This is a genomic window from Streptomyces sp. NPDC096105, from assembly GCF_044763335.1.
Lineage (GTDB): Bacteria > Actinomycetota > Actinomycetes > Streptomycetales > Streptomycetaceae > Streptomyces.
The window spans coordinates 257,147-283,077 of sequence record NZ_JBIWGC010000008.1 but is presented as its reverse complement, the minus strand read 5'-3'; the positions used below and the strand labels follow the sequence as shown (position 1 = coordinate 283,077).

The following is a 25,931-nucleotide window of genomic DNA, read 5'->3' as shown; positions in this document are numbered from 1 at the left end:
CCTTCTGGGCCTGGCGGGGGACGGCCTGGGCTTGTCGAGGTGCCCGTGCACCGTGAAACGGGGCACGCCGAATCCGTCGGGGATCTGCTGGACGGTCTTCTCCCGCTCGTCGTCGTGGAGCCGCTGGACGAGCACGGCCTGGTCCGCGGTGAGCTCGGCCTGCGCCCGCCGTCTGTTCCGGCGGCGGATCCAACGCGTTCGGCGCGGGATTCCATCTCCACGCTCACGTCACTCCGCCCCGGTGGGCAGAACCCACGCCGGACCCTACGGTTCGCACGGGGTCGCCCAGCTGATCAGAGAGGCTGGCGAGGTGCCGCGAGTACGTCCCTGAGTACCTTCTCGAGCGTGACGCGGGCCAGTTCGTGTCTCAGGGTCTCCTCGATGTCCTGGTAGATGCCCCGCATTGCCGGCTGGATGCCGTGACCCACCACGCATCCCTGGTCCGGGGTGGTGCGGTGCATCGCGAACAGCGGGCCGGGTTCCACTGCCTCGTACACGTCGAGCAGGGTGATCGACCCCAGCTCGCGCGCCAGCGACCAGCCCGCGCCCGCGCCCCGCCGGGACTCCACGAGCCCGGCCCTGCGCAGCTCGCCGAGCAGCCGCCTGATCACCACGGGGTTGGTGTTCGCGCTGGCTGCGATCTGCTCGGAGGTGGCGACCTCGTGGCCCTGGCGCTGGTAGAGACCGATCCAGGCCAGCGCATGGGCGGCAATGGTCAGCCTGCTGTTGGCGCTCATGATCCCTCCTCCGGTCGCAACGCTCCATGTTACGACAGTGCAGTCGTAACAGTGGAAGTTGCGGCAATCTGATGTAACGATTATCGTTACGACGGCCGGGAAGGGCCGATCAAGGACAAGCGCGGACCGTGAGCGTGTTGCGAATTCGAAGGAGAACAGGAATGGAAAGTAACGAAAAGACCATTCGCGAGGCTTACCGGCTCGCGGAAGGGAACGTTCTCGACGGTGACGGTTTCCTGGCCTTGTTCACCGAGGACGGGTCGTTCAACGACATGTCGACCTCGCAGAGTTTCCGTGGAGAGCAGATTCCCCAGGTGATCGCGGGCCTCGCCCGCTCGTTCCCCGATGTGCACCGTGAGCTGCTCGAGGTACATGCGTTCGGTGATGTCGTCGCCGTCGAGTTGCGAATCCAGGGCACGCATCTCGGAGGGTTTCCGACTCCGGTCGGCGAGATCCCGCCGACCGGGAACCGGATCGACGTGCCGGCGGCGGACCTCTGGTATCTCCGTGACGGAAAGGTCGAAAGGTTCAATTGCTACAACTCGATGAGCGTGTGGCTTGATCAAATCGGGGTCCACCCCGACTTCAAGTCCGCAGTCGAAGCCACCGAGACAGCAGCCACGACGGCGTAACTCTGCCGCTCAGCGCCGAGTATGCGACAAGACACTCCCTTCTTCGGGCCGCATACCCGGCGCTGCTTCTTGAACAAAGTTGTTGTTCGCACCCAACCGCCGACACGACCCGGCAGGCCGGCTCATCGAGTATCAGCAGCCCTGGCCGGCAGGTAGGGCAACGACCCACATCGAGTGACGTTCTCCGGGCCCGCCTCCACGAGACACACGGCTGCGACGAGACCCCGCCCGGAGATCATCGAGGTACGCGGGGCCGGACCGCCCTTCCCCGTGCCGCCGAGCCCTGCGCATCCGACGCTGACCGTGGACGAGTTCCACGCGTGCGCGGACCGTGGAGGGCTCGGCCTGCCATGGGTCCGTGACGATCACGAGAACCGGCGCGGAGGCCGGCGTAGGAGACGGCACCACCCGCGCCCCTTGCTCCGCCCTTGGGCAGGACGACGACTCCCAGCTCGACGCCTTGCGGGCCACGGCATCCCGAGGGACGAGATCTTCAGCGAGAAGATCAGCACCCGCGTCCGCGGAGGGCCCGGTTCGAGGAGGCGCTCGTACGGCGCGGGAGGTCAAGGCCCAGGCCCCGCACCGCTGCGTCATCCTTACCGTGTACGAGATGAAGCGGCTCGGCCGCGACGCCGCCGGACTCACCGCGCTCGCCGACCACCTCACCGCCCACGGCCTGGTCCTGGAGATGCTCGCCGGGCCCCTGCCCGGCATCTACGGCCCTACCGGCCCCGGCAAGCTGCTGTTCGCGTTCTTCGCGGCGATGGCGGAGACCGAACGGGAGAACATCCCGGAGCCGCCGCTGGAAGGGCTCGACACCGCGGCCCGCAAGGGCAGGCACGGCGGCCGGCCCCCGGTCGTCACCGCCGACATGCTCCACACCGTGCTCCGCCGCCGCGCGGGCGGCGAGTCCGTCGAGCAGATCCAGCCCGACCTGATCATCCCCACCGGCAAGCGCAAGGGACGGAACCCCTCCGTCGCCAGCATCCACCGGGCGCTCGCCGAACACGCCGAGCGCGAGGCGTACCCCGAAGCCGTCGAGGCCGCGCACGCCGTCTTCGCCGCCCTGAAGGCCAGGGACGTTCCCGCCCCGCGTACGGCGGACCAGCCGGAGCCCACCCGGTACCTCGCGGTCCTCCAGTTCGAAGAGGGCGGCCCGGCCGTCACCGGCGAATGGACCGACGACGCTCCCGCCCTGCGCACGTACCGCGGCTGGGTCGGGCTGTACGGCAGCCAGGACAGCGTGGTCATCCGCCTCATCGAAGCCGGTGACGGCCGCGAACACGTGCTCAAGACCTGGACCGCCCAGGGCGAAGTCGGCACCCTGCCAGGGGCGAATCCGTAAACCTGCTGGTCACCGGCCCGACGGCGGGGTGATGATGTCCGCCGCAACGCCGTACGGGAAGAGGTCCCCGGTGGCTCTGCCCGCACTGACCGCCGAGGCCCGCGCCGAAGCGCTGAAGAAAGCCGCCGCTGTCCGCAGGGAGCGCGGCGAGATCCTCGCCCAGCTCAAGGACGGCAAGGTCTCGCTGAAGGAGGTGCTGGAGCGCGAGGACACCGTGGTCGGCAAGGTCTGCGTCCGCCGCCTGCTGGAGCCGATGCCCGGCATCGGCAAGGTCCGCGACGCACAGCTCCTGGACGAACTCGAAATCCCCGGGAGCCGCCGCGTCCAGGGCCTGGGCGCCCGGCAGAAGGAACGCCTGCTCGAACTCTTCACGCCAGCGGCCTGACCACCGCGAACACCAGGCTCCCGGCCGGGGCCCTCCGCTGTCCTTCTACCGCTCCCGCAGCTCGTACGGGTTGATCTCCGCATACCGGTCGTCCGCCTCAGTCAGGCCGAAGCCTTCCTCCCCCGCTGAGGTCTCCAGCCAGTTCACCGGCCCGCCAGCCCGGAACCGCGGATGCTCCCGGCGAGGCTCGCCCCCACAGAACGCGTGCACCTGGGGCTGCTCGTCGCCGTTCCGGCGGACGAACTTCTCGTCGTGGATAAGGAAGTGCCCCATGTCGCCGCGGTCCTCGCGGACCTCCTCCGGGAGCGTGACCACCCGGGTCACCTCGTCGTCGTCGCAGTCGACATCGGCCATCACCGGCATCACGTACCGGGCCGCCGCTTCGCCACCGCGGCCCCGCCCTTCACATCGCGTAGCCGGCGGCACGCTACCGGGACTGTGCCCACCCAGGGGAGCAAAGGCCAGAGCATCACCCTCGTACGAGGCTGTGGCCCCTCCGGGGCACTCAGACTGCCCGTCAGGGCTTCAAGATCAGCTCATTGCCCCTGCGAACACCACCCACCAGGCCATCGTGAACACCTTCGACCAGCATCCCGATCAAGAGTTCCGAGCCCGTGAACCGCACGAACGCCTCGGCATGCCCACCGACGAGGCATCCGTCGACATCACCCGCAGCCGCCTCGGACACCTCACCCGCCGAGGCTTCCTCACTCAACCCGGACGAGGCCGCTACCAGAAGCGGACTCAACGTCCACCGGGAGCCACCGGCCGGGTCTCGGCACTGCCCCGGTACTGACGTGAGCGAGCCGTCGGCCGGATGTCAGTCAGCTGACGGAGGCTGTCGGCACGGCGGCCCAGCCATTCTCGTGGAGACAGCGAATCCGCCCGGTACCCGGGTGGGACCACGAGGAGCGGACCATGCCGTTCGTCACCACCGGCGACGGAGTCGAGATCTTCTACAAGGACTGGGGCTCGGGCCGACCGGTCATGTTCCACCACGGCTGGCCGCTGAGCTCGGACGACTGGGACGCCCAGCTGCTGTTCCTCGTCCGGCGGGGCTACCGCGTCGTCGCCCACGACCGCCGCGGGCACGGACGCTCCGCCCAGGTCGGCCACGGACACGACATGGACCGCTACGCGGCGGACGCCGCCGCCGTGGTGGCGCACCTCGGCCTGCGCGACGTCGTCCACGTCGGCCACTGCGCCGGTGGCGGAGAGGTCGCCCGGTACGTCGCCAGGCACGGTGCCGGCCGGGTCGCCAAGGCCGTCCTCGTCGCAGCGGTCCCGCCGCTCATGGTCCAGACGAGATCCAACCCGGCAGGGCTGCCGGTGGAGGTCTTCGACGGCTTCCGCGAGGGCGTGGCCACCGACCGCTCCCAGTTCTACCTCGACATCGCCTCCGGGCCGTTCTACGGGTTCAACCGTCCGGGCGCGGACGTCTCCCAGGGCATCATCCAGAACTGGTGGCGCCAGGGAATGGCCGGCAGCGCGCAGGCGCACCACGAGGGGATCAGAGCGTTCTCGGAGACGGACTTCACCGACGACCTCCGGGCGATCGACGTGCCCACGCTCCTCCTGCACGGCGACGACGACCAGATCGTCCCGATCGCCAACTCCGCCCGGTCGGCGGTCACGTTGGTCGAGCACGTGACCCTGAAGGTCTACCCGGGCCTGTCGCACGGCATGTGCACCGTCAACGCCGACACCGTCAACGCAGACCTCCTCGACTTCATCAAGAGCTGACCCGGCTCGGTACCGACACACAGCCCGTCGGCACGGAACACGACACGGAACAGAGAAGGAATCACCATGACCGCGACACCCACCGGCTACGTGACCGTCGTCCGGGACGCGAAGGCGAAGGCGGGCAGGGAGGACGACCTCAAGGCGTTCATCACCGCCGCCGTCACCCCCTCGCGCAACGACCCCGGCAACATCGACTACGAGTCTCACGAAGTCGAGGGCCGACCCGGCGAGTTCGTCATCTACGAACGCTGGGAGACCCGCGCCCACCTCGACGCACACCTCGCCGCGCCCCGGATGCGGGAACTCGTCCCGCAGATGCTCGAACTGATCGACGGATCCATCGAGGACGGCATCCGCCTGCTGCGTCCGTTCCGTCCCGCCCACGAGAGCAGGGCGCCCGCCGGCGCCGGGGTCGGCACCGACGGAGCACACCGCCGCGGAACCAGTCCCTTGGGTGCTCCCGGTGACCGCTTTCCGGGAGCACCCGCTCCGACGACACGCACAGGAGAGACACGATGTGACCACCACATTGATCACCGGCGGCAACAGGGGCCTCGGCCACGAGATCGCGCGCCGACTCGTCCAGGCGGGCCAGACGGTCTGGACCGGCGCCCGGGACGTCGGGAACGGACGCAAGGCCGCCGACCGGCTCGGCGGTCGAGACGCTGCGCGCTCGGGCGGGCCACCTGGACATTCTCGTCAACGACGCCGGGATCCCCGGCGAAGTGACCACGCCCGAGGACATGACGGCCGACCAGATCCGCCACGTCCGCGAAACCGGCGTCTTCGGCCTGGTGCGCGTCACGCACGCGTTCCTGCCCCTGCTGCGTAAGGCAACTGCCCCGTCCGTCGTCAACGTCACCAGCGGTCTGGGGTCGTTCACGCTGACCCACGACCCGGAGCGGGTCGAGTCGCAGTATCCGCTCGCCGCCTACGGCTCGTCGAAGACGGACCCCGCGGTCAAGGCCCGCACCCAGGCGATCAACCAGCTCAAAGCCGTCCTGGTCGTCGCCGACCCCGCTCTGCGGGAACGGTTGTCGGGCTTGGGCAATGCCGAGCTGTTCCGCACCTGCGCGACCCTCGGCCCATCCGAGGGCGGGGGAGGCGAGGACGCGGTGGCCCAGGCCACCCACATGATGCTGCGCATGCTCGCCGAGCGCATCGAACAGCTCACCGCGCGGATCAACGAGCTCAACCAACGCCTGACCCGGCTCGTCGAACACCACGCGCCGCAGCTGCTCGTACCGGTGGGCATCGGTCCGGACAGCGCCGTCACCCTGCTGATGAGCATGGGAGACAACCCCGAGCGGCTCAACACCGAGGCATCCTTTGCTGCCCTTTGCGGAGTCAGCCCCATCGAGTACTCCTCCGGCCGGCGGAGCACGCGCCGGCTCAACCACGGCGGGGACCGGCAGGCCAACGCCGCCTGCACCGCATCGTCTTCACCTGCCTGCGTCACGACCCACGCACCCAGGAGTACTACGAACGCCGCACCCAGGAGGGCAAGACCCGCCGTGAGATCATCCGATGCCTCAAGCGATACGCAGCCCGCGAGGTCTTCAACCTGGTCAGACCGGCTTTCCGCACCCCTGCGTTATAGGGGCGTCCGTGCCCGTCAGCGTCGGCGGGCACCGCACGCACGATCTCGTGTGTGGCGTGATCATTCCTGTGGTGACCCGGTGTGTGCGCGTGTAGCGTCTGCGTCAGCTGTCGTGGTGGGGATTTCCCTGCCCGCGCCTTTGGTGTGGGCGTTTTGCTGTGCTGTGCCGCGGGAACCAGGACGATCACCTCCGTCTGCCATACGGAGTAGTAGGCGTTCATCGACTGGAAGGCATAGACGTGGCAACGGGTACTGTGAAGTGGTTCAACGCGGAGAAGGGCTTCGGCTTCATCGCCCAGGACGGCGGCGGCCCGGATGTCTTCGCGCACTACTCCGCGATCAACTCCACCGGTTTCCGAGAGCTCCAGGAGGGCCAGGCCGTGACCTTCGACGTCACCCAGGGCCAGAAGGGCCCGCAGGCCGAGAACATCAACTTGGCCTGACCTCGCAGACCTGCTCGCGGGATCGTGCGCGCCGCGTCCGGTGGCCGACGCCCACCTGGACGAAGGCGCCTGCTCTCGTGCCGGGCCTTCACAGATCAGGGCCGCGCAGCAATGGCTGCGCGGCCCTGATCTGTGAAGGCCCGGGGCCGCTGCCACTTCGGCTTGAACCTTCCTGACCTCAGTCGCTGCACGCGTCGTCGGGCACGGGAGTCGCGTGTCTGGCGCGGCTACCGTGCAGCTCGGAGGAGCCGACGTTCAGACGCTCGTCCAGGCATCGAGGAAGGCTTTCCGCCCAGCCGGATCGTCCGGCCTGCGGTCTGCGTGCAGGACGCGCCAGGCGGTGAGCTCGAGATCTCGAAGCCACAGTTCTCCGATGACCTGTGTCTTGAGGTCGGGCAGATGGTCGGACTCGACAAGGGCCTGACCGATCACCTCCCCGGCCGCGAAGCGCTGGGGCGGGGGCATCTCATCGACGGCCGAGAGGATCTGCCGGGCCAGGCCGGTTCCCTCTCCTGCCAGCGAACGCAGCACCGGATCCTTGATGTTGACGGGCAGCAGGTACGCGGTGCCCGAAGACCTCCACAGGTCCGACCAGAAGCGCTCTCCTGCCGCGGTAGGGGCAGGCAGCGCGGCCAGCAGCCCGAGGAGATGGCCGGTGGCCGCATAGCCATCGGAGTGGGCGGCTGCGACCACTGCGACGCCGGCGACGCCCTCCACATCGAGCTGGCTCGCCTCGAGATGCGGAGCCAGGTCCAGTTGGTGTTCCAAGGTTCGGCTATCACGAGGTCTTCCATGCCCTGACCGTGGCAGTGTTCACCGCGCACTACGCCGCCATCTCCCTCGCCACCTACTGACCGCGCCGGGTTCGGGCTCGCGCCGCTTGTCACACACGTTGCCGCGTGTTGCTCCGGGACGGGCGGGGCGGTCCCTGGGCATCCCCCTGCTTGAAATCCGCCGCAGTCCTGTCTGCAAGTCGGCTGTTTTCCGGGATGCGGCGCTTGGTGGGGCAGGGTAGGGACAGAGGAGCGAGAGAAGGCGAGACAGCGGTCTTCAGTCGACCTGCGATGGTAGGCGCCCCGTGTTCGAGGCGGAAGACATGAGGGAATGGCGGTGGCCAGGACGTGCTCGACCATGAGCGGCAACACACACGTTCAGGGAATCCGGGCACGCCGTGATCGATACCGGAGGGGGACCCTGACAGCTGCCCCGAGAAGCTCTCAGTCCTCGTTCCCGTACATGTGCTCCGCCCCGCTGCCAATCTTCGGCGCCGTCGACTTCAGCCAGGCCGCATGCTTACTCGGGTACCGGGTCACCGTCTGCGACGCCCGACCCGTCTTCGCGACCGTCGCCCCCTTCCCGTACGCCGACGAAGTCGTCGTGGCGGTTCCGCAGCACCCTCTTCCTGCGCGGTGAAGGTAACCGGCGACGAGACCACCACCCTGGACATCAATCCTGCCGAGCAAGACGTCGGCGATGCGGCGGCCTTCCTCCGGACACCACCGAGTCCCCCTGGGCGGAACCGACGCTCGGACGCCGCAGTGGACATGGCGTCCTCCTCCGGCCTGCATGGACAGGCGGCCATGTGCATGACTGTGGGTGTGCGGTCTCGACGGGGAGCTTCCGGGGGTGCTCGCTCGTCCGACGAGTCTGCTTGTTTGTTCACAGGCGGATGACGACCAGCGCGACGAGCGCATGCGAAAGTCGATTGGGTCGATTCCGATCGGTGCCGTACAGTTCACCGTACCGACGCGGGGTGGAGCAGCTCGGTAGCTCGCTGGGCTCATAACCCAGAGGTCGCAGGTTCAAATCCTGTCCCCGCTACTCAAACGTGAAGGCCCGGTATCCACCGGGCCTTCACTGCGTGTGTGCCGGTTCGGACCTGGCTCTCGGCGAACAGGGCACCGCGGTCGCAGAAGGCGTCAACGCGCTGGGCTGAACCGAGGCCGTACGCCGCCTCAGCCACCGTGCTCACGGGATCGTGGGTCTGACACAAGGCGGCAATCTGTTTTGTTGCCGTGCAGGTCGCCGCGCCAGGCCCAGACGAAGGCGAAGTCGGTGGTGATGCCGTACTCCATGACGTGGGGGCGGCCGTGGAACTCGCGGCTCTCCTTCGACGGGGAGGCGAGGGCGACCGAACCGTCCGGCGCGTACCGCCAGGGCAGGCCGCCCTTCGCCCCGTCATATTCGACGCATGAGCCACACTCGGGCAGGCGTCCGGGGGCGGACGCCGATGTGCACGAGGTGAAACCCGGCGACGAGTCGGTCCTGATGTCCAGCCTCATCACCGGCCCACCGGGTCGGCCCGGGCGGCCTGGTGGCGAGCGCTGCGCCGGGCATCCCGCAGCACCTCCAGCAGCTGACCTGCCGCCCGAGCAGCAACATGACGGCCACGGGCATCAGAAACGCGGACAGCCCGGTACCGGCCACGAGGAGAGAAAATCCGCCAGACATGACGCTCATTTGACGCTCCGGCCGCCTCACAGCCCGCGCCCAAGGCACCCCATGTGAACTGCACATTCTCCTCCCGTCCACACACCTTGTGACGTGTTTCCGATGACGCATCACGTGAAGTGCGTGGCGATTCTGGAGCCTGCGGACAAGGGCGCCTGACCTCGGGTTCGTGAGCCAGGCGCTTGCAACAATCAGGCGGCGACGAGCTCCTGCTCACGGTCCGGCGTCTTGACCTCGGGCTTCTTGTTCGGCAGCGAGAGCCGGAAGACCTTGCGCCACGCGGAGAACACCTGCTTGGGCAGCGGCCCGGTGACGTACTCCAGCTCGTACTTCTCGAACAGCGCGCGCACCTTCACCGCGACCTCGGCGTACCGGTTGCTCGGCAGGTCCGGGAACAGGTGGTGCTCGATCTGGTGCGAGAGGTTGCCGGTCATGAAGTGCATGGCCTTGCTGCCGCTGATGTTCGCCGAGCCCATCATCTGGCGCAGGTACCACTGGCCGCGTGTCTCGCCCTTGATCGACCGGCGCTCGAAGACCTGTACGCCCTCGGGGAAGTGCCCGCACATGATCACGGAGTGGGACCAGATGTTGCGGACCAGGTTCGCGGTGAACGTGGCGGCGAGCGTGGGGAGGAACGACGGGCCCGACAGCAGCGGGTGGATCACGTAGTCCTTGAGCACCTGCTTGCGGATCTTGCGGCCCACGGCCTTGGCCCGCGCGCGGAACTCCGGGTTCTTGCGGCGGTGCTTGCTCAGGTTCTTGCCGAGCTCCAGGTCGTAAGCTGCGATGCCGTACTCGAAGAAGCAGGCGTTGATGAAGTTCCACAGCGGCTGGCCGAGGTGGAACGGGTGCCACTTCTGGTCCTCGTCGACGCGCATGATGCCGTAGCCGAGGTCGTTGTCCTTGCCGATCACGTTGGTGTACGTGTGGTGCAGCTCGTTGTGCGAGTGCTTCCACTGGTCGGCCGGCGAGACGTGATCCCATTCCCAGGTGGTGGAGTGGATCTTCGGGTCCCGCATCCAGTCCCACTGGCCGTGCAGGATGTTGTGGCCGATCTCCATGTTGTCCATGATCTTCGCCACGGACAGACCGGCGGTGCCGAGCAGCCACGCGGGCGGGAAGATCGAGAACAGCAGCACGCCCCTGCTGACCAGCTCGAGCTTGCGCTGTGCCGAGATGACCTTGCGGATGTAGGCGGCGTCCTTCTCGCCGCGGCCGGCGATCACCTCGTCGCGGATCGCGTCCAGCTCGCGGCCGAGCTCCTCGATCTGCTCCGCCGTCAGGTGGGCGGTGGGGTCAATGGCGGTCAAAGTGCTCCTACCGTTCGATGTCGCAAGGGCCCGCCGCGGCGGACACACAGGTCTGGATGAGGACGCCCGGCTCGGCCTCGGTGATCTCGCCGGTGCGCAGGTCGCGGACGGCACCCGCCTTGAGCGGCGTGACGCAGCCGAAGCAGATGCCCATACGGCACCCGGAGGGCATGAGCACGCCGGCCTCCTCGCCGACGTCCAGCAACGGGGTGGCGCCGTCCGCGTCGACGGTCTTGCCGGTGGTACTGAACGTGACCTCGCCGCCGTCACCGGTGGCGACGACGCTGGGGCGGAAGCGTTCGATGTGCAAGCGCTCTGGGACGCCGTGCTCACTCCAGTGCTTCTCGGCGGCGTCGAGCAGACCCGCGGGCCCGCAAGCCCAGGTCTCGCGCTCGGTCCAGTCGGGCACGAGTTCGTCGAGACGGGCGATGTCGAGCATGCCGTGGGTGTCCGTGTGCACCTCGGTGAGCCGGAGCTTCTTGTCCGCGACCAGGCCGTGCAGTTCGTCGCGGAAGATCACGTCCTGCGGCCGTGGCGCGCAGTGGACCATGACGACGTCGTCGAACTCGGTGTCACGCAGCATGCCCATCACCGGTGTGATGCCGCTGCCAGCCGTCAGATAGAGCACCTTGGCGGGCTTGGCCTGCGGCAGCACGAAGTCACCGATCGCCTGGTCGAGCTGAATCAGTGTGCCCGGTTTCGCCCTGTGGACCAGGTGGTTGCTGACCTTGCCGTCCGGGATCGCCTTCACGGTGATCGTGATGCGGCCGTCCTGGCGGTCGGTCGGCGAGGTGATGGAGTAGGCACGCCACAGGCGCACCCCGTCGACGTCCACCCCGATCCGCACGTACTGACCGGCCGTGTGGCCGCGCCAGCCCCGTCCCGGCCTGATCACGACAGTCGCGGCGTCATCCGTCTCGGGGTGCACGGCCTCGATGCGCCCCCGCAGGTCAGCGCCCGCACGCAGGGGGCTGACCAGGTCGAGGTAGTCCGACGGCAGCAGCGGCGTCGTGACCAGCTCCAGCATTTTCCACGCCCTGCTGCGGAGGGCTGCACTACTCATGACTCCAGCTTGCTGCGCCTTGAGGCGTAAAGTCCTGACCGCAGGATGTGAATCTGGTCGGCTGAATTGTTCACAGGGAACAAAAACGTGAGCCATGCAATCCGGAGGGCCAGCGAACTGGCCCTGGATGAGACGACGGTCACCGCACTTCGGGCCGCGCTGAAGACCACCGCCGACGAGGTCGTCCAGGCGATCATCGACGAGGTCCCTCCCTACGCCAACGCCCTTTCGGGCAGCATGGGCGGCACCATCCGCCGAGCCGTCCGCACCGCCCTCGGGCACTACCTGGACCTCGCGAGCGGGAACGCCACGGGCGGCGGCGGCGGTGACGCGGCCTACGAGCTGGGCCGCGGCGAGGTGCGCGACGGCCGTTCGATGGACGCCCTGCTCAGCGCCTACCGCGTCGGCGCCCGCGTGGCCTGGCGATGCCTGGCAGCGGGCGCCGTGTCCGCAGGTCTGCCCGCCGCCGAGGTCGCCAAGTTCGCCGAGCTGACCTTCGCCTACATCGACGAGCTCTCCGCCGCGAGCGCCGCGGGCCACGCCGACGAACTGGTCGCCCGGGACAGGGCCCACGAGCGCCACCTGGAACACCTGGCCCGCGACCTCCTCGCCGGCGCGAGCCCGGACGTGCTGCTGGCCTCTGCTCAACGTGCCGGATGGCAGCCCCCGGACTCGCTGACGGCGGTCCTGCTGCCCGCCGCCCAGGCCCGGCCTGCCTACCGCGCGCTCGACCCGAGCACCCTCGTCCTCGACGATCTGCCGGACGCCACCGGTGTGCTGCTCGTCCCCGATGCCGACCGATCACATCTCTTGCGGCAGCTGACCGACCGCACCGCAGTGGTCGGCCCGGCCCGGCCATGGACTCGTGCGTCCGCCTCGTACGCACGAGCCCTACGCGCGCGCTCCCTCTCCTCTGATATCCGCGACACCGAGGACCACCTGCCCGAGCTCGTGCTGAGCGCCGACGTCGACGCGTACGCAGACCTGCGTGCCCGAGCCCTCGCACCGTTGCACACCTTGCCTGTCACGACCGCACGGCGGCTGGAGGAGACGTTGCGGGCGTGGCTGCTGCACCAAGGCAGGCGGGACGAGGTCGCGGCGGCGTTGTTCGTCCATCCCCAGACCGTCCGGTACCGGATGTCGCAGCTGCGGGAACTGTTTCCGGATCTCGCATCGCCACACCGGGTCCTCGAACTGACGCTGGCGGTCGGTCTTCGGGACAGCTGACGCGTACTTCGACCGTCCACGAACTCCCGGCGGATCCCGGCATCGTGCTCGGTGTCCCAGCCGGGACGGTTCGGGTGAACGACGCGATCAAGGTGCAGCAGGTCGGCTGACAGGGAGCGTTCCCCCACGAGTCGCCCACCTGCCGATCCGTCAGGTCCGCGTCTCGCACGACCAGCCACACCCGGTCGCGACTGAGCGGGAGTTGGCCGAGGAGGACGCCGGTCGCTTCGAGCTCGTCCTGGCGTCTGCGTTCGGCGGCTTCGCCGCGCAGCGTGACCTCCTGTGCGATCTCGGCGAGCTGCTGTTCGAGGGCGCGGCCGGGAGCGTCGGCCCATTCGCTCGCCCGGTGTGGCTGGCCGCCGCTGAGGATGATGCGGAGGCGTTCGGACGGGGTGTAGTCGAAGCGGGGGATTCTGACCCAGGAGTGCTTCTTGGCGTCGGCGAGTTCCTTCTCGGTGGCGACGTGCTCGGCCCGGTCCTGCTCCTGGAGGACGACAAACCCCACTGTCTGGCCCTGTGCGGTGATGGTGAAGTGGGGATTTGCCCTGCGGCGGCGATGAGGTGGGGGTGCGAAGCCGGTCTGCCCGGCCGAGCAGGTGTGCCCTTCGGCCTCGGCGGCGGTGATCAGTGCCTGGATGAGCCGGAGAACGCGTCCTTGGACGGGCTTGGTCAGGCCCAGCGGCTGGCGTTCGTTCTGCATGGCCCGCACCACGGTGTGCGGCCGAGTGAGCCGCGAGGGCACGGGGACGGGGTCCAGGACGGCAAGGCGCCAGGCGGGGATGTCGACGAGCTTGATCTCGTACCCGTCGCGGCACCAGTTTCCGTACAGCTCCTTCGTCTCCGGAACCCTTCCGGACCTGCGTGCGGCGGCGACGCGGGACGGCCACTTCTCCAAGCCGGGACCGCTGCCGCTCTTGACGATCCTGTCGCCGGCCTCCGCGAGCTCCTGTAACAGCTGCTCCGTGAGCGTCACACGAGGCTGTGAGGGAGGGCGTGGTTTCCGCCCGGCGGCCAGAGTTGCCTGTGCTCGGGTGGGCTGGGGTCGTGCAGTGGCGGCCTGGGTCTTCCGCGGGCGTGATCCGCGGGGAGGGTATGTGCCGTGTGCCAGGTAGTGTCGGCCGTCGCTCGTCAGGGCGACGCTCCACTGCCCGGCCTTCCGGGAGACCGTGACCAGGCCCCGGTTGTGCAGTGCCTGACAGGTGGTCTTGTAGGAGTTGGTCTCCCATACGCCGGCAGGGCACCCGGCCTCCACCCACTGCAACACCGAGAGCTGCCGCTCGTTGACCTGCCGTTCCAATGGTCCGCCTTCGACTCGAAGTGACGTACGACGGCGGCATGGTGCCAGTTCCGTTGGTAGACGACCGGTGCTTCGACTCAATTCGTCCGAACGAGCGAGCTGACGTGGCTGCAAGCTGGATAGACGGAGAGCGGTAGGTGGGTGCTGTCCTGCGGCGGGGTCTGACTCCTGAGATGCCTGACCAGAGTGTCCTGCTCACACTCTACGGGGGAGGAGCCGCAGCTGCCGCAGCCGGTGAGCACCGCCTCCTTGCGTGACGTCTGCCTGTCAATGCCGGTCAGGGGTGGACGAGAGTCAACGCCTTGTCAGCCCGCTCAGTCAGGTTGAGTATCGGTTCGGCCGAAGTCATCCGGCAGTGATCGAGTTACGCCGCTGTACCGCGATCGATGGGACGGTTGTGCAGTGTCATCCCGGACGGGGCCTGACTCGTGAGATCTATGACCGAAGTGTCCAGTCACGGACCTGTCGACTGCCGTTGCGGGATGGTTTCTGCTGTCACCGAGCCACAGGGCGTATCCCTATAGGGGCCTTGCCGAGTTTCAGGCGCCATCACGGTTCAGACCGCCCGAGCAGGCCGGTGCCATTCACCGGCACCTTCGGCGCGGGCTTGTCCCGCTACCTGCTGGCCCAGCAGATTCAGGTCTTCGAAGTGAACCGGCCCGATCGCTCGGCCCGCCGACTGCTGGGGAAGTCGGACCCGCTCGACGCTCAGGCCGCCGCGCGGGCCGTGCTCAGCGGTCGTGCCCGGGCCCGGGCCAAGTCCGGCGACGGTCCGGTGCACAGCGCCCGGATCTTCAAGCTCGCCAAGGAGTCCGCGGTCAAGGCTCGCACCCAAGCGATCAACCAGCTCAAAGCCGTCCTGGTCATCGCCGATCCCGCACTACGGGAACGACTGTCCAGCCTGGGCAACCGCGAGCTGTTCCGCACCTGCGCACGCCTCGGGCCAGGCGACGGCGAGGAGGGTGAGAACGGGGTGGCCCAGGCCACCCATATGACTCTGAGAATGCTCGCGGAGCGTATCGAGCAGCTCACCGGACAGATCGATGAGCTGAACCAGCGACTGACCCGGCTCGTTGAACGTCACGCGCCGCAGCTGCTCGTACCGGTGGGCATCGGTCCGGACAGCGCCGTCACTCTCCTGATCACCACGGGAGACAACCTCGAACGGCTGAACACCGAGGCGTCCTTCGCCGCCCTTTGCGGAGTCAGCCCCATCGAGTCCTCCTCGGGCCGGCGGAGCACGCGCCGGCTCAACCACGGCGGCGACCGCCAGGCCAACGCCGCCCTGCACCGCATCGTCCTCACCCGGCTACGTCACGACCCGCGCACCAGGCGTACTACGAACGCCGCACCCAGGAAGGCAAGACCCGACGGGAGATCATCCGGTGCCTTAAGCGATATGCCGCCCGCGAGGTCTTCAACCTGGCCGGACCGGTTCCCCGCACCCCCGCGTTATAGGGGCGTCTGTGAGACGTGAGAGGGTGCGGGGCGTGAGTGAGACACCGTCGAACACCCTGCAATACCGCTTTGACGGGCCAGAAGAGGCCCCGGTCCTGATCCTCGGTCCCTCACTGGGCACCACATGGCACATGTGGGACCGGCAGGTCCCCGAACTGACGAGGCAATGGCGGGTGTTCCGGTTCGACCTGCCGGGGCACGGCGGCGCCCCCGCCCACCCCGCGGCCTCCGTCACCGACCTCGCCACCCGGCTGCTCGCCACCCTCGAAGGCCTCGGCGTGCACCGCTTCGGCTACGCCGGCTGCGCCCTCGGCGGCGCCGTGGGGATCGAGCTGGCCCTGCGTCATCCGGAACGCCTCGCGTCGCTCGCGCTGATCGCCGCCTCGCCCCGCTTCGGCACCGCCGACGAGTTCCGCCAGCGCGGCGTGATCGTGCGGACCAACGGCCTCGACCCCATCGCCCGCTCGGCGCCCGAACGCTGGTTCACCGGCGGGTTCGCCGCCGCCCAGCCCGCGATCACCGAGTGGTCCGTGCAGATGGTGCGCACCACCGACCCCGGCTGCTACATCGCCGCCTGCGAGGCGCTCGCCTCCTTCGACGTCCGGGCGGGACTCGGCAGCGTCGGCGTCCCGACCCTCGTGCTCGTGGGCTCGGAGGACCAGGTCACCGGGCCCGCCGAGGCCCGCACCCTCGTCGCGGGCATCCCGGACGCCCGGCTCGCCGTCGTGCCCGGCGCCTCCCACCTGGTGCCGGTGGAACAGCCGGCCGCCGTCACCGACCTGCTGGTCCGGCACTTCTCCACCGCCTGGCAGCCGCTCCCCGAGACCGCCACCGGCCAGACCGTGCTGCCCGCCGCCGCGCCCCGGCCGCCCCAGACGCCGGCCGCCGTCCCACCGCAGCCCGCCCCCGTCGCCGAGATCGCCCCGGCCGCCGTGCCCCCGCAGGCGCAGGGCGTCCCGGACCCGTACGACACCGGCATCAAGGTGCGCCGGGAGGTGCTGGGCGACGCGCACGTCGACCGGATCCTGGAGCAGACCGACGCCTTCTCGGAGGACTTCCAGAAGCTCGTCACCCGGTACGCCTGGGGCGAGGTCTGGAACCGCCCCGGCCTCGACCGCCGGACCCGCAGCTGCGTCACCCTCACCGCCCTCGTCGCGGGCGGTCACCTCGACGAACTCGCCGTGCACACCCGTGCCGCCCTGCGCAACGGGCTCACCCCGGACGAGATCAAGGAGGTGCTGCTCCAGGCGGCCGTCTACTGCGGCGTCCCCGCCGCCAGCGGCGCCTTCCGCGTGGCGCGGCAGGTCATCCGCGAGGAGACCACCCCGCCGGAGTGATCCCTGGCCGCACCCCGGCTCTCTGACCCCGGTCGCAGGTTCCCCGCGGCCTCGGGGCGCAGGCCTCCGGTCCCCGGTGCCCGGTCGCAGGCCCCTGCACCCGGCGCGCCGCCCCGCGCCGCGGATGCAGGATGGAGCCATGAAGCTCATCAAGATGTCGCACTCCTGCGTCCGGCTGGAGAAGGACGGACGGGTCCTCGTCATCGATCCCGGAGGGTTCAGCGAGGAGGACGCCGCCGTCGGCGCGGACGCGGTGCTGGTCACCCACGAGCACCCGGACCACTTCGACGAGGGCCGGCTGCGGACCGCCATGGAGGCCAACCCGGCGGCCGGGATCTGGACGCTGAAGGCGGTCGCGGACCAGATCTCCGCCGCGTTTCCGGGCCGCGTGCACACCGTCGGTCACGGCGACGCCTTCACCGCCGCCGGCTTCGACGTCCAGGTGCACGGCGAGCTGCACGCGGTGATCCACCCGGACATCCCGCGCATCACCAACGTCGGCTACCTCGTCGACGGCGGCAGGCTGTTCCACCCGGGCGACGCGCTCACCGTCCCCGACCACCCGGTCGAGACGCTGATGCTGCCCGTGATGGCGCCCTGGAACAAGATCGCCGAGGTGATCGACTACGTCCGCGAGGTACGTCCGCAGCGCGCCTACGACATCCACGACGCCCTGCTCACCGATCTCGCCCGCCCGATCTACGACCGCCAGATCGGCGCCCTCGGCGGCTCCGAACACCTGCGGCTGGCCCCCGGGGACGCGGTCCGGCTCTGACCGCGGGGCGGTCGTCCACAGGCGGCGGCCGCCGGCCGCGCGTTGTCGGACGCGGCGGGTAGGTTGTGAGGCATGCGCATCGCGACCTGGAACGTGAACTCGATCACCGCCCGCCTGCCGAGGCTCCTGGCCTGGCTGGAGAGCAGCGGCACGGACGTGCTGTGCCTCCAGGAGGCCAAGGTCGCCGAGGACAAGTTCCCCGTGGAGCAGCTGCGCGAGCTGGGCTACGAGTCGGCGGTCCACGCCACCGGCCGGTGGAACGGCGTGGCGGTGCTCTCCCGCGTCGGCCTGGAGGACGTCGTCAAGGGCCTCCCGGGCGACCCGGGGTACGACGGCTCCGCCGAGCCGCGCGCCGTCTCCGCGACCTGCGGCCCGGTGCGCGTCTGGTCGGTCTACGTGCCGAACGGCCGGGAGGTGGAGCACCCCCACTACGCGTACAAGCTGCGGTGGCTGGAGGCGCTGAAGGCGGCGGTGGCGGGCGACGCGGCGGGTGACCGCCCGTTCGCGGTCCTCGGCGACTACAACATCGCGCCGACCGACGACGACGTCTACGACCGGGCCGCCTTCGAGGGCTCCACCCACGTCACCCCCGCCGAGCGTGCCGCCCTCGCCTCCCTGCGCGAGACCGGCCTGACCGACGTGGTCCCGCGCCCCCTCAAGTACGACCACCCGTACACGTACTGGGACTACCGCCAGCTCGCCTTCCCCAAGAACCGGGGCATGCGCATCGACCTGGTGTACGGCAACGAGCCGTTCGCCAAGGCGGTCACGGACTCCTACGTCGACCGTGAGGAGCGCAAGGGCAAGGGCGCCTCGGACCACGCCCCGGTCGTGGTCGACCTGGACGTGTGACGAGGGCCGGCCTGCCGCCGGCGGACCCCGCGCGCCTGTGGTGCGTGGGGTGGTTCGAATGACAGGCTGGCAGTATGAAGATCCCGTTCCTGGGCAAGCGGCGCCGGAAGGACGAGCTCCCCGGCCCGGAGGGGCTCGCCGAACTCCTCGCCGAGTGCGCCCTGTTGCGCTCCCAGGCGGACCGGGAGGGAGTCCGGCTGGACGACGGCCCGGCCTCGCTGGAGGCCCTCGACCAGCTGGTCCCGAGATGGCGGGACGACGAGGACGCCTCCGACTGGCTGGGAAACGACGCGGGGTTGTACCTGGGCACCGTGATCGTGCGCACCGTGGCGGGCGCCGCCTGGGACCTCCGTCCCGACGGACAGCCGGTCGTACGGCTCGTCGGCGGGCGGGAGTTCGACGTCGTCGACGCGGGACACCGCTGGGCGGCCGACGGCGCGCCCCAACTGTCGCAGCTCTACGCCGAGGTGGCGGAAGGCTGACGTGCGCGCCCCCTCGCGCGCCCTGTCACCCGATGTAAATACGGCTTATGTCCGGAAAGTGCGTGTCGCGGCGTTCTGGCGATCTTGCCCGGTTATGTTGCGGCGGTTGCCATGACGTACGGAAACCTGTCCACCCGGACCTCGACTACGATGTTCCCTCCGTCCCGGTGGGGGAGGAGACTTCGCGGCGTAAGCGGGGACGTCGCCGCCGGGAGGGGACCGCCCGCCCAGCCGGGGCGGCGGATGACACAGGCCGGTCCCGTCCGGCGGCAGCCGGAGATCACTGCTCCCGGCGGCAGCGACCGAGCCACGGTCGCCCGCAGGCGAGGAGAAGGTCAGCTGCGCGCCGGACGGGTGGTGCCGCCCACGCCCCCTGCGGGGCGCCCTCTCGCGCCCGCCTTGAGGCGCGCCCGCCCGCTCGCGACGGCGTGCCCTCCCGGCCCTGCCCCGCCCCGGAGGTGTCCGCCTCGGCCGCCTCCGGGCGAGGCGCTTCGCTCGGCGGACGTGCGTCCCCCCTTCTGGGCGGGGTCGCTCGACGTCCCTGGGCCGTGAGCCGGCTCCCGCTTCCTCCCGAGCGGTCGAGTCCCCACCGCACCCGGACGGTTCACGGGCGGCCGCCTCGCCCTTTCCGGGCCCGTCGGGCCGAGGGCGTCCGGATTCCGTCGCTTCGGTCCCTCACTCCGGTCGATTCCATGGTGAGCTCCAGATGGACCGAATTTGTTTTTTGAGTCAATTCAAGGCTCTTAATCGCTGATTGTTGGCGATTTTCTTCCGAGTCGGATGCTCGTGCGGATGTCCTGGCCGCGCACCGTGACGGTGCGGGATCGCATGTCTGTGCGAGAGCGCGGTCTTGGCGTGACCGGAATCCTTGCCGCGTTCGATTCCCCGAAGAAGGGGCGGGGCGGAAACCCCTGGCCGGCGGCGCCGGTGGTGCTCGCTGTGCTTCCGGGCGCCACCCCTGGCCGTGCGCGGCACCCGGAAGGGGCAGGTCGTGCCGGTGAAGCGCTCATGCGCGACGCCGGCCGCCGCTCGCGTGGAGGTCCGGGCGGTGGAGTCCGGACCTGTTCCTCCGAAATCTGGAGGGAGGCGGGACGAAGGGCATCCGGTATCCGGAGTAATTCATTCCTGGGTTTCTTCGTTCGGTCCGGTGGCACGTATTTCCGGGGGGCGTGCGGAGATGTGGATACGCCCTTTCATTCCTTTACGCTCACATTCTGCGCCGGTCCGCACCGGCGGGTGTCCCAGTACTCCCACGCACCTGCCGAAAGGTCTTCTGCCCGTAAGCGTTGAGTCGTACTTTCCTATCGATGACCCGTTCAGTCGGTGGTTCTCGCCGTCGAGAGGGACGCGAATGACGAGCCGCGCAATCGAAGTCGACCTCGAAGACCTGCTCCGCCGGGCGCTGGACGCCCTCGATGAGGGCTCCCGCTGGACCGTCGAAGCGGACGAGATGTGGTGCCGCCTCACGCCCCCGTCCGCGACGGTGCGCAAGCAGGGCTGGAAGCTGCACGTGTCGGCGACGTCCGTCTCCGCGCCGGCGGTCCTGGAGAAGGCGCTGGACGTGCTGCTGCGGGAGGAGTCGGCGTTCAAGTTCGCCCGGTCCCTGGAACAGGTGAGCGTGCTCAACTCCCGCGCCACGCCCCGGGGGAGCTCGGGGAAGTTCATCACCGTCTACCCGCGGTCCGACACCGACGCGGCCAGGATCGCGCTGGAACTGCACAGAGCCACCGCGGGCCTGGCCGGCCCGCGGATCCTGTCGGACCAGCCCTACGCCGTGAACAGCCTGGTGCACTACCGCTACGGCGCCTTCACCGGTCGGCGCCGGCTCTCCGACGAGGGCCTGCTGGTGTGGTTCATCGAGGACCCGGCCGGCAACCCCGTCGAGGACGAGCGCACCGGCACGTACTCCCCGCCCCCCTGGGCGGTGAGCCCCTTCCCCGCCCCGGCGCAGCCCTCGCCGGGCCCCCGGAAGGCGCCGGGCGGACCGGTACTGCTGGGCGGCCGTTTCTCCGTACGGGAGGCGATCCGCCACACCAACAAGGGCGGCGTCTACCGGGGGACGGACGCCACCACGGGCCGGCCCGTGGTCGTCAAGGAGGCCCGGCCGCACGTGGAAGCCGATGCCGCCGGCCGCGACGTGCGCGACTGGCTGCGCGCCGAGGCCCGCACCCTGGAGAAGCTGGCCGGCACGGGGCTCGCGCCCGAATGCCTCGCGATGTTCGAGCACGGCGGGCACCTGTTCCTGGCCCAGGAGGAGATACCGGGCGTCCCGTTGCGGAACTGGGTCGCCGAGCACTTCCGCGACGTCGGCAGCGAAAAGTACCGCACCGACGCCCTGGCCCTGACGGAACGCCTGGTGGATCTCCTCGCCGCGGCCCATGAACAAGGCTGCGTCCTGCGGGACTTCACGCCCGGCAACATCATGGTCGGACCGGACGGCGAACTGCGCCTCATCGACCTGGAACTCGCCGTCCTGGAGAGCGACGCCGCCCTCCCGACGACCGTGGGCACCCCCGGCTTCAGCGCCCCCGAGCGGCTGACGGGCGCGCCCGTCGCGCCGAGCGCCGACTACTACAGCCTCGGCGCCACCGTGTGCTTCGTCCTCGCCGGGCGGGTACCGCACCTGCTCCCCGAGGAGCCGGCCGACCGGACCCCGCAGCAGCGGCTCGCCGCATGGCTGGACGCCTGCGCGGGCACCCTCCGCCTGCCGGACGGCCTGACCGGGATGATCCTCGGGCTGATGGGGGACGACCCCGCCGAGCGCTGGGACCCGGCCCGGGCGCGCGCCGCCCTGCGCCGGACGCGGCGGACCTCCGCCGTGCGCCCCGTCACCGCCCCGGCGCGTGAGGACGGCGGGCACGACGCGACGCAGGCCGTGGTGGCGGGCATCGTGGACCACCTCGTCGACTCCATGACCCCGCAGGACGAGCGGCGCCTGTGGCCCGTGTCCACCCTGGCGGGAGAGACCGGCCCCTGCACCGTGCAGCAGGGCGCGGCCGGCGTCCTGGCGGTCCTGACCCGGTACTTCGAGCTCACCGGCGACGAGCGTCTGCCGGAGCTGATCTCCACGGCGGGCCACTGGACGGCGGCCCGCACCGACACCCGCTCCACCCGCCCCGGCCTGCACTTCGGCGGGCGGGGGACGGCCTGGGCGCTGTACGACGCCGCCCGTGCCGTCGACGACCGCGCCCTCATGGACCACGCGCAGGCCCTCGCCCTGGCCCCGCAGGAACCCACGCCCAGCCACGACGTCACCCACGGCACCGCGGGGAGCGGACTGGCCGCCGCACACCTGTGGCACCGCACCGGCGACCCGCGGTTCGCCGAATTCGTGGCCGACGCGGCCGACCGCCTGGTCGCCGCCGCCCGGCGCGATCCGACCGGCGTCAGCTGGCCGGTCCCTGCGGAAACCCTCTCGGGAGGAGGGGCCTCCGGGGAGGCCGGCGGACGCTACCTCGGCTTCGCGCACGGCACCGCCGGCATAGGGTGCTTCCTCCTCGCCGCCGCGGCCGTTTCGGACCATCGGCCGTACCTGGACCTGGCGGTGGAGGCGGGGGAGGGACTGGCGGCCGCGGCCGTGGAGATCGGCGGAGCCGCCCAGTGGCCCGCCCAGACCGGTGACGTGCCCACGGCACCGTACTGGTGCCACGGCTCGGCGGGCATCGGCTCCTTCCTGCTCAGGCTGTGGGAGACCACCGGGGACGACCGCTTCGGCCGGCTCGCCCGACGGGCCGCCCGCGCCGTGACGGAACGCGCCCCGCGCGCACCCCTCACCCAATGCCACGGACTGGCGGGCAACGGCGACTTCCTCCTGGACCTGGCCGCGGCCACGGGGGACCCCGCCTACCGCGCGTCGGCCGAGGACCTGGCCCGCCTCATCGTCTCCGAACGGGCCCACCGCAACGGTCACGTCGTCTTCCCCAACGAGTACGGGGAGGTCTCGACGGGCTGGAGCGACGGCTCCGCGGGAATCCTGGCGTTCCTCCTGCGGACCCGTCACACCGACTCCCGGCACTGGTTGATCGACCGGCCGGGCTGAGCGGCGGGAATTCCCGCCGCCGACTCTCACCCACAGGGAGAATGCCATGGAGAACCGCGACCTCGAACTGCTGGCCGAACTGCACGCCCTGCCGGAGACCGACCCGGTCGGCGCCGACGGAGCGGCGTTCGCCGCGACCTGCCAGTGCGTCGGCCTGCTGACGCTCCTCAACACCGTCTGCGTCGGCGTCAGCTGCGCCTGACCGACGGTGAGAAGCCCTTCGGCTCCGGTGCCGGTCGGGACGACGGCGGCCGTGCCGGGGAGGGGCTGAGCAGCGTTCCCCGCAGGCGGGGAACGCTCGGCGCCCCCTCGGCGGCATGACCCGGAGCAGGACGAGAAGGGCTCGCACGTCTCCGGCCGGCGACCGCCCCAGGCGGCCGCCGGCCGGAGCACACGCCCGGCGGCGGGAGCCGCGCACCGAACCGCACCCAGGCCCCGAACGGCCCGCCCGCGAACCGCTGCCCGCCGGCTCCACAGCCGACGCCCCGCAGACGAGGACCCGACCATGCAGCCGAGCGCCGGTGACGACGCCCCCGTCCGGACGTCCCTCCTGACCGCCGCCCCGGGACACCCGGACACCACGGAACCCGCTTCCGAGGAGGTGTATGCCATCAGCACCCGCGGCCTGGTCAAGAGCTACCCAGGCCCCGACGGCACCACCACCCACGCCGTCCACGGCCTGGACCTGGACGTGCGCCAGGGGGAGACCTTCGCCTTCCTCGGCCCCAACGGGGCGGGGAAGTCCACCACCATCGCCCTGCTGTGCGCCCTGGCACGCCCCACCGCCGGCCGGGCCACGGTCGCCGGCGTCGACGTGCTCGGCCGGCCGGACCGGGTGCGGCAGCGGGTCGGGATGCTCTTCCAGCACAGTGCCCTGGACACGGACCTGACGGCCGAGCAGAACCTCCGGATCCACGCCCGCCTGTACGGGATGAGCCGCCGCGACTCCCGCAGACGCACCGCCGAGACCCTCGAGGCCGTCGGACTGACCGACCGCCGGCGGTCCCCGGTCCGCACCTTGTCGGGCGGTATGCGACGGCGCCTGGAGCTGGCCCGCGGCCTGCTGCACGCCCCCCGGATCCTGTTCCTCGACGAACCGACCACCGGCCTCGACCCCCACGCCCGCGCCCAGGTCTGGGAGCACCTGCGCGACCTGCGCGACCGGTACGGCACCACCCTCTTCCTCACCACCCACTACCTGGAGGAGGCGGAGAACTGCGACCGGCTCGCCATCATCGACCGCGGCCGCCTGGTGGCACAGGGCACGCCCTCCGCGCTGCGGGACGCGATCGGGGACGACCGGGTGGTGCTGCGCACCGGCGACGACCGGAAGGCGTGCCGCGTCGTGCGCCGGGCCGCGCCCCAGGGCGCCGACGTCGCCCTGGACACCGAGGGGGTCCGCCTGCGCGTACCCGACGGCAGCTCCTGGATCCCCCGCCTGTGCGCGGCGCTGGAGACCCACGGCATCCCCGTGCACGCCGCCTCCGCGACCCCGCCCACCCTCGACGACGTCTTCTTCCACCACACCGGCCGGAGCATCCACGGCGGACGGCCCGCCACGCCGTCCGCCCCCGCCCCGCCGGACGGGACCGCGGCGCCCCCGGAGCCCGTCCCCGCCGGACCGGCCGGCGCCACGACGACGGAAGGGCGCCCGTGACCGCATCCGCACCCGCTCCCGCCCCCCGGGCCACGGGAGTCCCGTACGAACCGGACACCCCCGGCGGTCCCGTTCCGGCACGGCCGTCCCGTCCGCGCCGTGAGCTGCGCGCGGTCCACGCCCTGGTCCACCGCGACCTGCTGCGCCTCTCCTCCCAGCACGTCCACACCGCCCTGATGCTGGTCCAGCCGGTGCTCTACCTCTTCGCCCTCGGAGGCGGGCTGGCCGCCCTCATCCCCGAGTCGACGCTGGGCGTCGGCTACCAGGCCTACCTGTTCCCCGGCATCCTGATGATGACGGTCCAGACGCCGGCCCTCACGGTCGGCATCCGTCTGATCACCGACCGCCAGAGCGGCTACCTGCGCGAACTGCTGATGGCTCCGGTCGGCCGCTCCACGCTCCTGCTGGGAGTCTGTGCCGGCGGCACCGCGGTCGCCGCCGTCCAGGGGGCCGTCCTGCTGGCCCTCGCCGGAACGGTCGGCCTGCCCTACGACCCGGTCCTCCTGGCGCTGCTCCTCGCCTGCATGGTGCTGGCCTCCTTCACCATCACGGCCCTGTCCCTGGCCCTCGCCGTGACCCTGGCCCGCCCCGAGGTGTTCGGCATGCTGCTCGGCCTGGTGATGATGCCGCTGCTGTTCCTCTCCGGCGCCTTCTTCCCGCTGCACGCGCTGCCCGGCTGGGCGCGGGCCCTGGCCTCCGTCAACCCGCTCGCCCACGGCGTGGACCTGCTCCGGCGGAGCATCGCCCTCCGGGTGCCCGAGCACGCGGCGGCGGGCATCGAGTGGTTCGGCCGGCAGCCCTCCCTCCTGCTGGAGGCCGCGGCCCTCCTGACGGTGGGCGCCGCGGCCCTGGTCTGGGCCGCCCACCGCTTCGGCCGCCCGGAGTGAGGAGGTCCGGCCTCCGCTCCCGCCTGCCGCACAGGCACGCGGGCGCCGTGCCGCGCGGAGGAGGAAGCAGGACGTGGGGGACCGAGGGCCGGGCCGTGGCCGCCTCGGAGTCCCGGTGGAAGCGCGGCTGCCCTTTCGCCGTGCCGGGCGTCGCCGTCCACAGGCGGTCATGCCGACCCCCCCCGGGGGCGGCGGATGTACCGGGACC

General features: G+C 70.6%; 21 protein-coding genes, 1 tRNA gene and 3 pseudogenes. 19 read left to right on the top strand and 6 right to left on the bottom strand.

Features of this window, described 5'->3' with window-relative positions:
* Nucleotides 1–293: 293 nt before the first annotated feature.
* A complete protein-coding gene (locus tag ACIQ8B_RS16310) occupies nt 294–737 on the bottom strand; it encodes an Rrf2 family transcriptional regulator (protein ID WP_184827358.1) in 444 nt (147 codons plus the stop codon).
* A gap of 161 nt (nt 738–898) precedes the next feature.
* Between ACIQ8B_RS16310 and ACIQ8B_RS16305 the strand changes: the two genes are divergently transcribed.
* The 3 genes from ACIQ8B_RS16305 to mihF all read left to right on the top strand — a co-directional run bounded on the left by ACIQ8B_RS16305 (nt 899) and on the right by mihF (nt 3,099).
* Nucleotides 899–1,369 (top strand): nuclear transport factor 2 family protein, encoded by a 471-nt coding sequence (locus ACIQ8B_RS16305; RefSeq protein ID WP_403547437.1) that lies wholly within the window; start codon nt 899–901, stop codon nt 1,367–1,369.
* 331 nt (nt 1,370–1,700) lie between these two features.
* A complete protein-coding gene (locus ACIQ8B_RS16300) occupies nt 1,701–2,714 on the top strand; it encodes a recombinase family protein (protein WP_403547435.1) in 1,014 nt (337 codons plus the stop codon).
* Between the two features lie 70 nt (nt 2,715–2,784).
* The gene (gene mihF / locus ACIQ8B_RS16295) at nt 2,785–3,099 is read left to right on the top strand and encodes an integration host factor, actinobacterial type (RefSeq protein WP_403547433.1); all 315 of its coding nucleotides are present in this window, start codon (nt 2,785–2,787) and stop codon (nt 3,097–3,099) included.
* Between the two features lie 45 nt (nt 3,100–3,144).
* On the opposite strand, the gene ACIQ8B_RS16290 is transcribed toward mihF, so the two are convergent.
* The gene (locus ACIQ8B_RS16290; protein ID WP_403547431.1) at nt 3,145–3,453 is read right to left on the bottom strand and encodes a hypothetical protein; all 309 of its coding nucleotides are present in this window, start codon (nt 3,451–3,453) and stop codon (nt 3,145–3,147) included.
* Nucleotides 3,454–4,017: 564 nt separating this feature from the next.
* Here ACIQ8B_RS16290 and ACIQ8B_RS16285 point away from each other — a divergent pair.
* The 4 genes and pseudogenes from ACIQ8B_RS16285 to ACIQ8B_RS16270 all read left to right on the top strand — a co-directional run bounded on the left by ACIQ8B_RS16285 (nt 4,018) and on the right by ACIQ8B_RS16270 (nt 6,888).
* Nucleotides 4,018–4,842: an alpha/beta fold hydrolase gene (locus ACIQ8B_RS16285; RefSeq protein WP_403547429.1), complete on the top strand. Its 825-nt coding sequence runs from the start codon at nt 4,018–4,020 to the stop codon at nt 4,840–4,842.
* 66 nt (nt 4,843–4,908) lie between these two features.
* Nucleotides 4,909–5,574 carry a putative quinol monooxygenase gene (locus ACIQ8B_RS16280; protein WP_403547427.1) on the top strand — a complete coding sequence of 222 codons (666 nt, stop codon included), beginning with the start codon at nt 4,909–4,911 and terminating at the stop codon, nt 5,572–5,574.
* Nucleotides 5,511–6,215: pseudogene (locus tag ACIQ8B_RS16275) on the top strand (SDR family NAD(P)-dependent oxidoreductase); the annotation flags it as partial. The gene ACIQ8B_RS16280 and the pseudogene ACIQ8B_RS16275, both read left to right, overlap by 64 nt.
* Before the next feature lie 469 nt (nt 6,216–6,684).
* Entirely contained in the window at nt 6,685–6,888 is a 204-nt protein-coding gene (locus tag ACIQ8B_RS16270; RefSeq protein ID WP_030052720.1) for a cold-shock protein, read from the top strand.
* Nucleotides 6,889–7,143: 255 nt separating this feature from the next.
* Here the strand turns inward: ACIQ8B_RS16270 and ACIQ8B_RS16265 are convergent, their stop codons facing one another.
* The gene (locus tag ACIQ8B_RS16265) at nt 7,144–7,656 is read right to left on the bottom strand and encodes a hypothetical protein (protein WP_403547425.1); all 513 of its coding nucleotides are present in this window, start codon (nt 7,654–7,656) and stop codon (nt 7,144–7,146) included.
* A 2-nt stretch (nt 7,657–7,658) separates the two neighbouring features.
* Between ACIQ8B_RS16265 and ACIQ8B_RS16260 the strand changes: the two are divergent.
* Together ACIQ8B_RS16260 and ACIQ8B_RS16255 are read left to right on the top strand one after the other, a co-directional pair.
* Nucleotides 7,659–7,742, top strand: a pseudogene (locus tag ACIQ8B_RS16260) (hemolysin III family protein); the annotation flags it as partial.
* Between the two features lie 893 nt (nt 7,743–8,635).
* Nucleotides 8,636–8,709, top strand: a tRNA-Met gene (locus tag ACIQ8B_RS16255).
* Nucleotides 8,710–8,897: 188 nt separating this feature from the next.
* On the opposite strand, the pseudogene ACIQ8B_RS16250 reads toward ACIQ8B_RS16255, so the two are convergent.
* From ACIQ8B_RS16250 to ACIQ8B_RS16240, 3 genes and pseudogenes are all read right to left on the bottom strand, one after another.
* Nucleotides 8,898–9,062: pseudogene (locus tag ACIQ8B_RS16250) on the bottom strand (succinyl-CoA--3-ketoacid-CoA transferase); the annotation flags it as partial.
* 468 nt (nt 9,063–9,530) lie between these two features.
* Nucleotides 9,531–10,649: a fatty acid desaturase family protein gene (locus ACIQ8B_RS16245; RefSeq protein ID WP_403547423.1), complete on the bottom strand. Its 1,119-nt coding sequence runs from the start codon at nt 10,647–10,649 to the stop codon at nt 9,531–9,533.
* 7 nt (nt 10,650–10,656) lie between these two features.
* Complete coding sequence (locus ACIQ8B_RS16240) at nt 10,657–11,712, bottom strand: ferredoxin reductase (RefSeq protein WP_290006449.1); 1,056 nt, start codon at nt 11,710–11,712, stop codon at nt 10,657–10,659.
* A gap of 87 nt (nt 11,713–11,799) precedes the next feature.
* On the opposite strand from ACIQ8B_RS16240, the gene ACIQ8B_RS16235 reads away from it, so the two are divergent.
* The 10 genes from ACIQ8B_RS16235 (at nt 11,800) to ACIQ8B_RS16190 (ending at nt 25,723) form a co-directional block, all read left to right on the top strand.
* Nucleotides 11,800–12,939, top strand: coding sequence for a PucR family transcriptional regulator (locus ACIQ8B_RS16235; RefSeq protein ID WP_403547421.1), 1,140 nt, complete (start codon nt 11,800–11,802; stop codon nt 12,937–12,939).
* A 1,874-nt stretch (nt 12,940–14,813) separates the two neighbouring features.
* A complete protein-coding gene (locus ACIQ8B_RS16230) occupies nt 14,814–15,713 on the top strand; it encodes a transposase (RefSeq protein WP_403547419.1) in 900 nt (299 codons plus the stop codon).
* 13 nt (nt 15,714–15,726) lie between these two features.
* Nucleotides 15,727–17,031, top strand: coding sequence for a 4-carboxymuconolactone decarboxylase (pcaC, locus tag ACIQ8B_RS16225; RefSeq protein WP_403547418.1), 1,305 nt, complete (start codon nt 15,727–15,729; stop codon nt 17,029–17,031).
* 139 nt (nt 17,032–17,170) lie between these two features.
* The gene (locus ACIQ8B_RS16220) at nt 17,171–17,806 is read left to right on the top strand and encodes an MBL fold metallo-hydrolase (protein WP_290006442.1); all 636 of its coding nucleotides are present in this window, start codon (nt 17,171–17,173) and stop codon (nt 17,804–17,806) included.
* Nucleotides 17,807–17,878: 72 nt separating this feature from the next.
* Nucleotides 17,879–18,658, top strand: coding sequence for an exodeoxyribonuclease III (locus tag ACIQ8B_RS16215; RefSeq protein WP_106411634.1), 780 nt, complete (start codon nt 17,879–17,881; stop codon nt 18,656–18,658).
* 74 nt (nt 18,659–18,732) lie between these two features.
* Nucleotides 18,733–19,140: a DUF6278 family protein gene (locus ACIQ8B_RS16210; protein WP_106411633.1), complete on the top strand. Its 408-nt coding sequence runs from the start codon at nt 18,733–18,735 to the stop codon at nt 19,138–19,140.
* A gap of 1,351 nt (nt 19,141–20,491) precedes the next feature.
* On the top strand, nt 20,492–23,179 hold the full coding sequence (gene lanL, locus ACIQ8B_RS16205; RefSeq protein ID WP_403547415.1) for a class IV lanthionine synthetase LanL: 2,688 nt from the start codon (nt 20,492–20,494) through the stop codon (nt 23,177–23,179).
* Nucleotides 23,180–23,225: 46 nt separating this feature from the next.
* Nucleotides 23,226–23,381: a VenA family class IV lanthipeptide gene (locus tag ACIQ8B_RS16200; RefSeq protein ID WP_290006436.1), complete on the top strand. Its 156-nt coding sequence runs from the start codon at nt 23,226–23,228 to the stop codon at nt 23,379–23,381.
* A gap of 303 nt (nt 23,382–23,684) precedes the next feature.
* On the top strand, nt 23,685–24,836 hold the full coding sequence (locus ACIQ8B_RS16195) for an ATP-binding cassette domain-containing protein (protein ID WP_403547413.1): 1,152 nt from the start codon (nt 23,685–23,687) through the stop codon (nt 24,834–24,836).
* Between the two features lie 104 nt (nt 24,837–24,940).
* The gene (locus ACIQ8B_RS16190) at nt 24,941–25,723 is read left to right on the top strand and encodes an ABC transporter permease (RefSeq protein ID WP_403547469.1); all 783 of its coding nucleotides are present in this window, start codon (nt 24,941–24,943) and stop codon (nt 25,721–25,723) included.
* Nucleotides 25,724–25,931 lie beyond the last annotated feature (208 nt).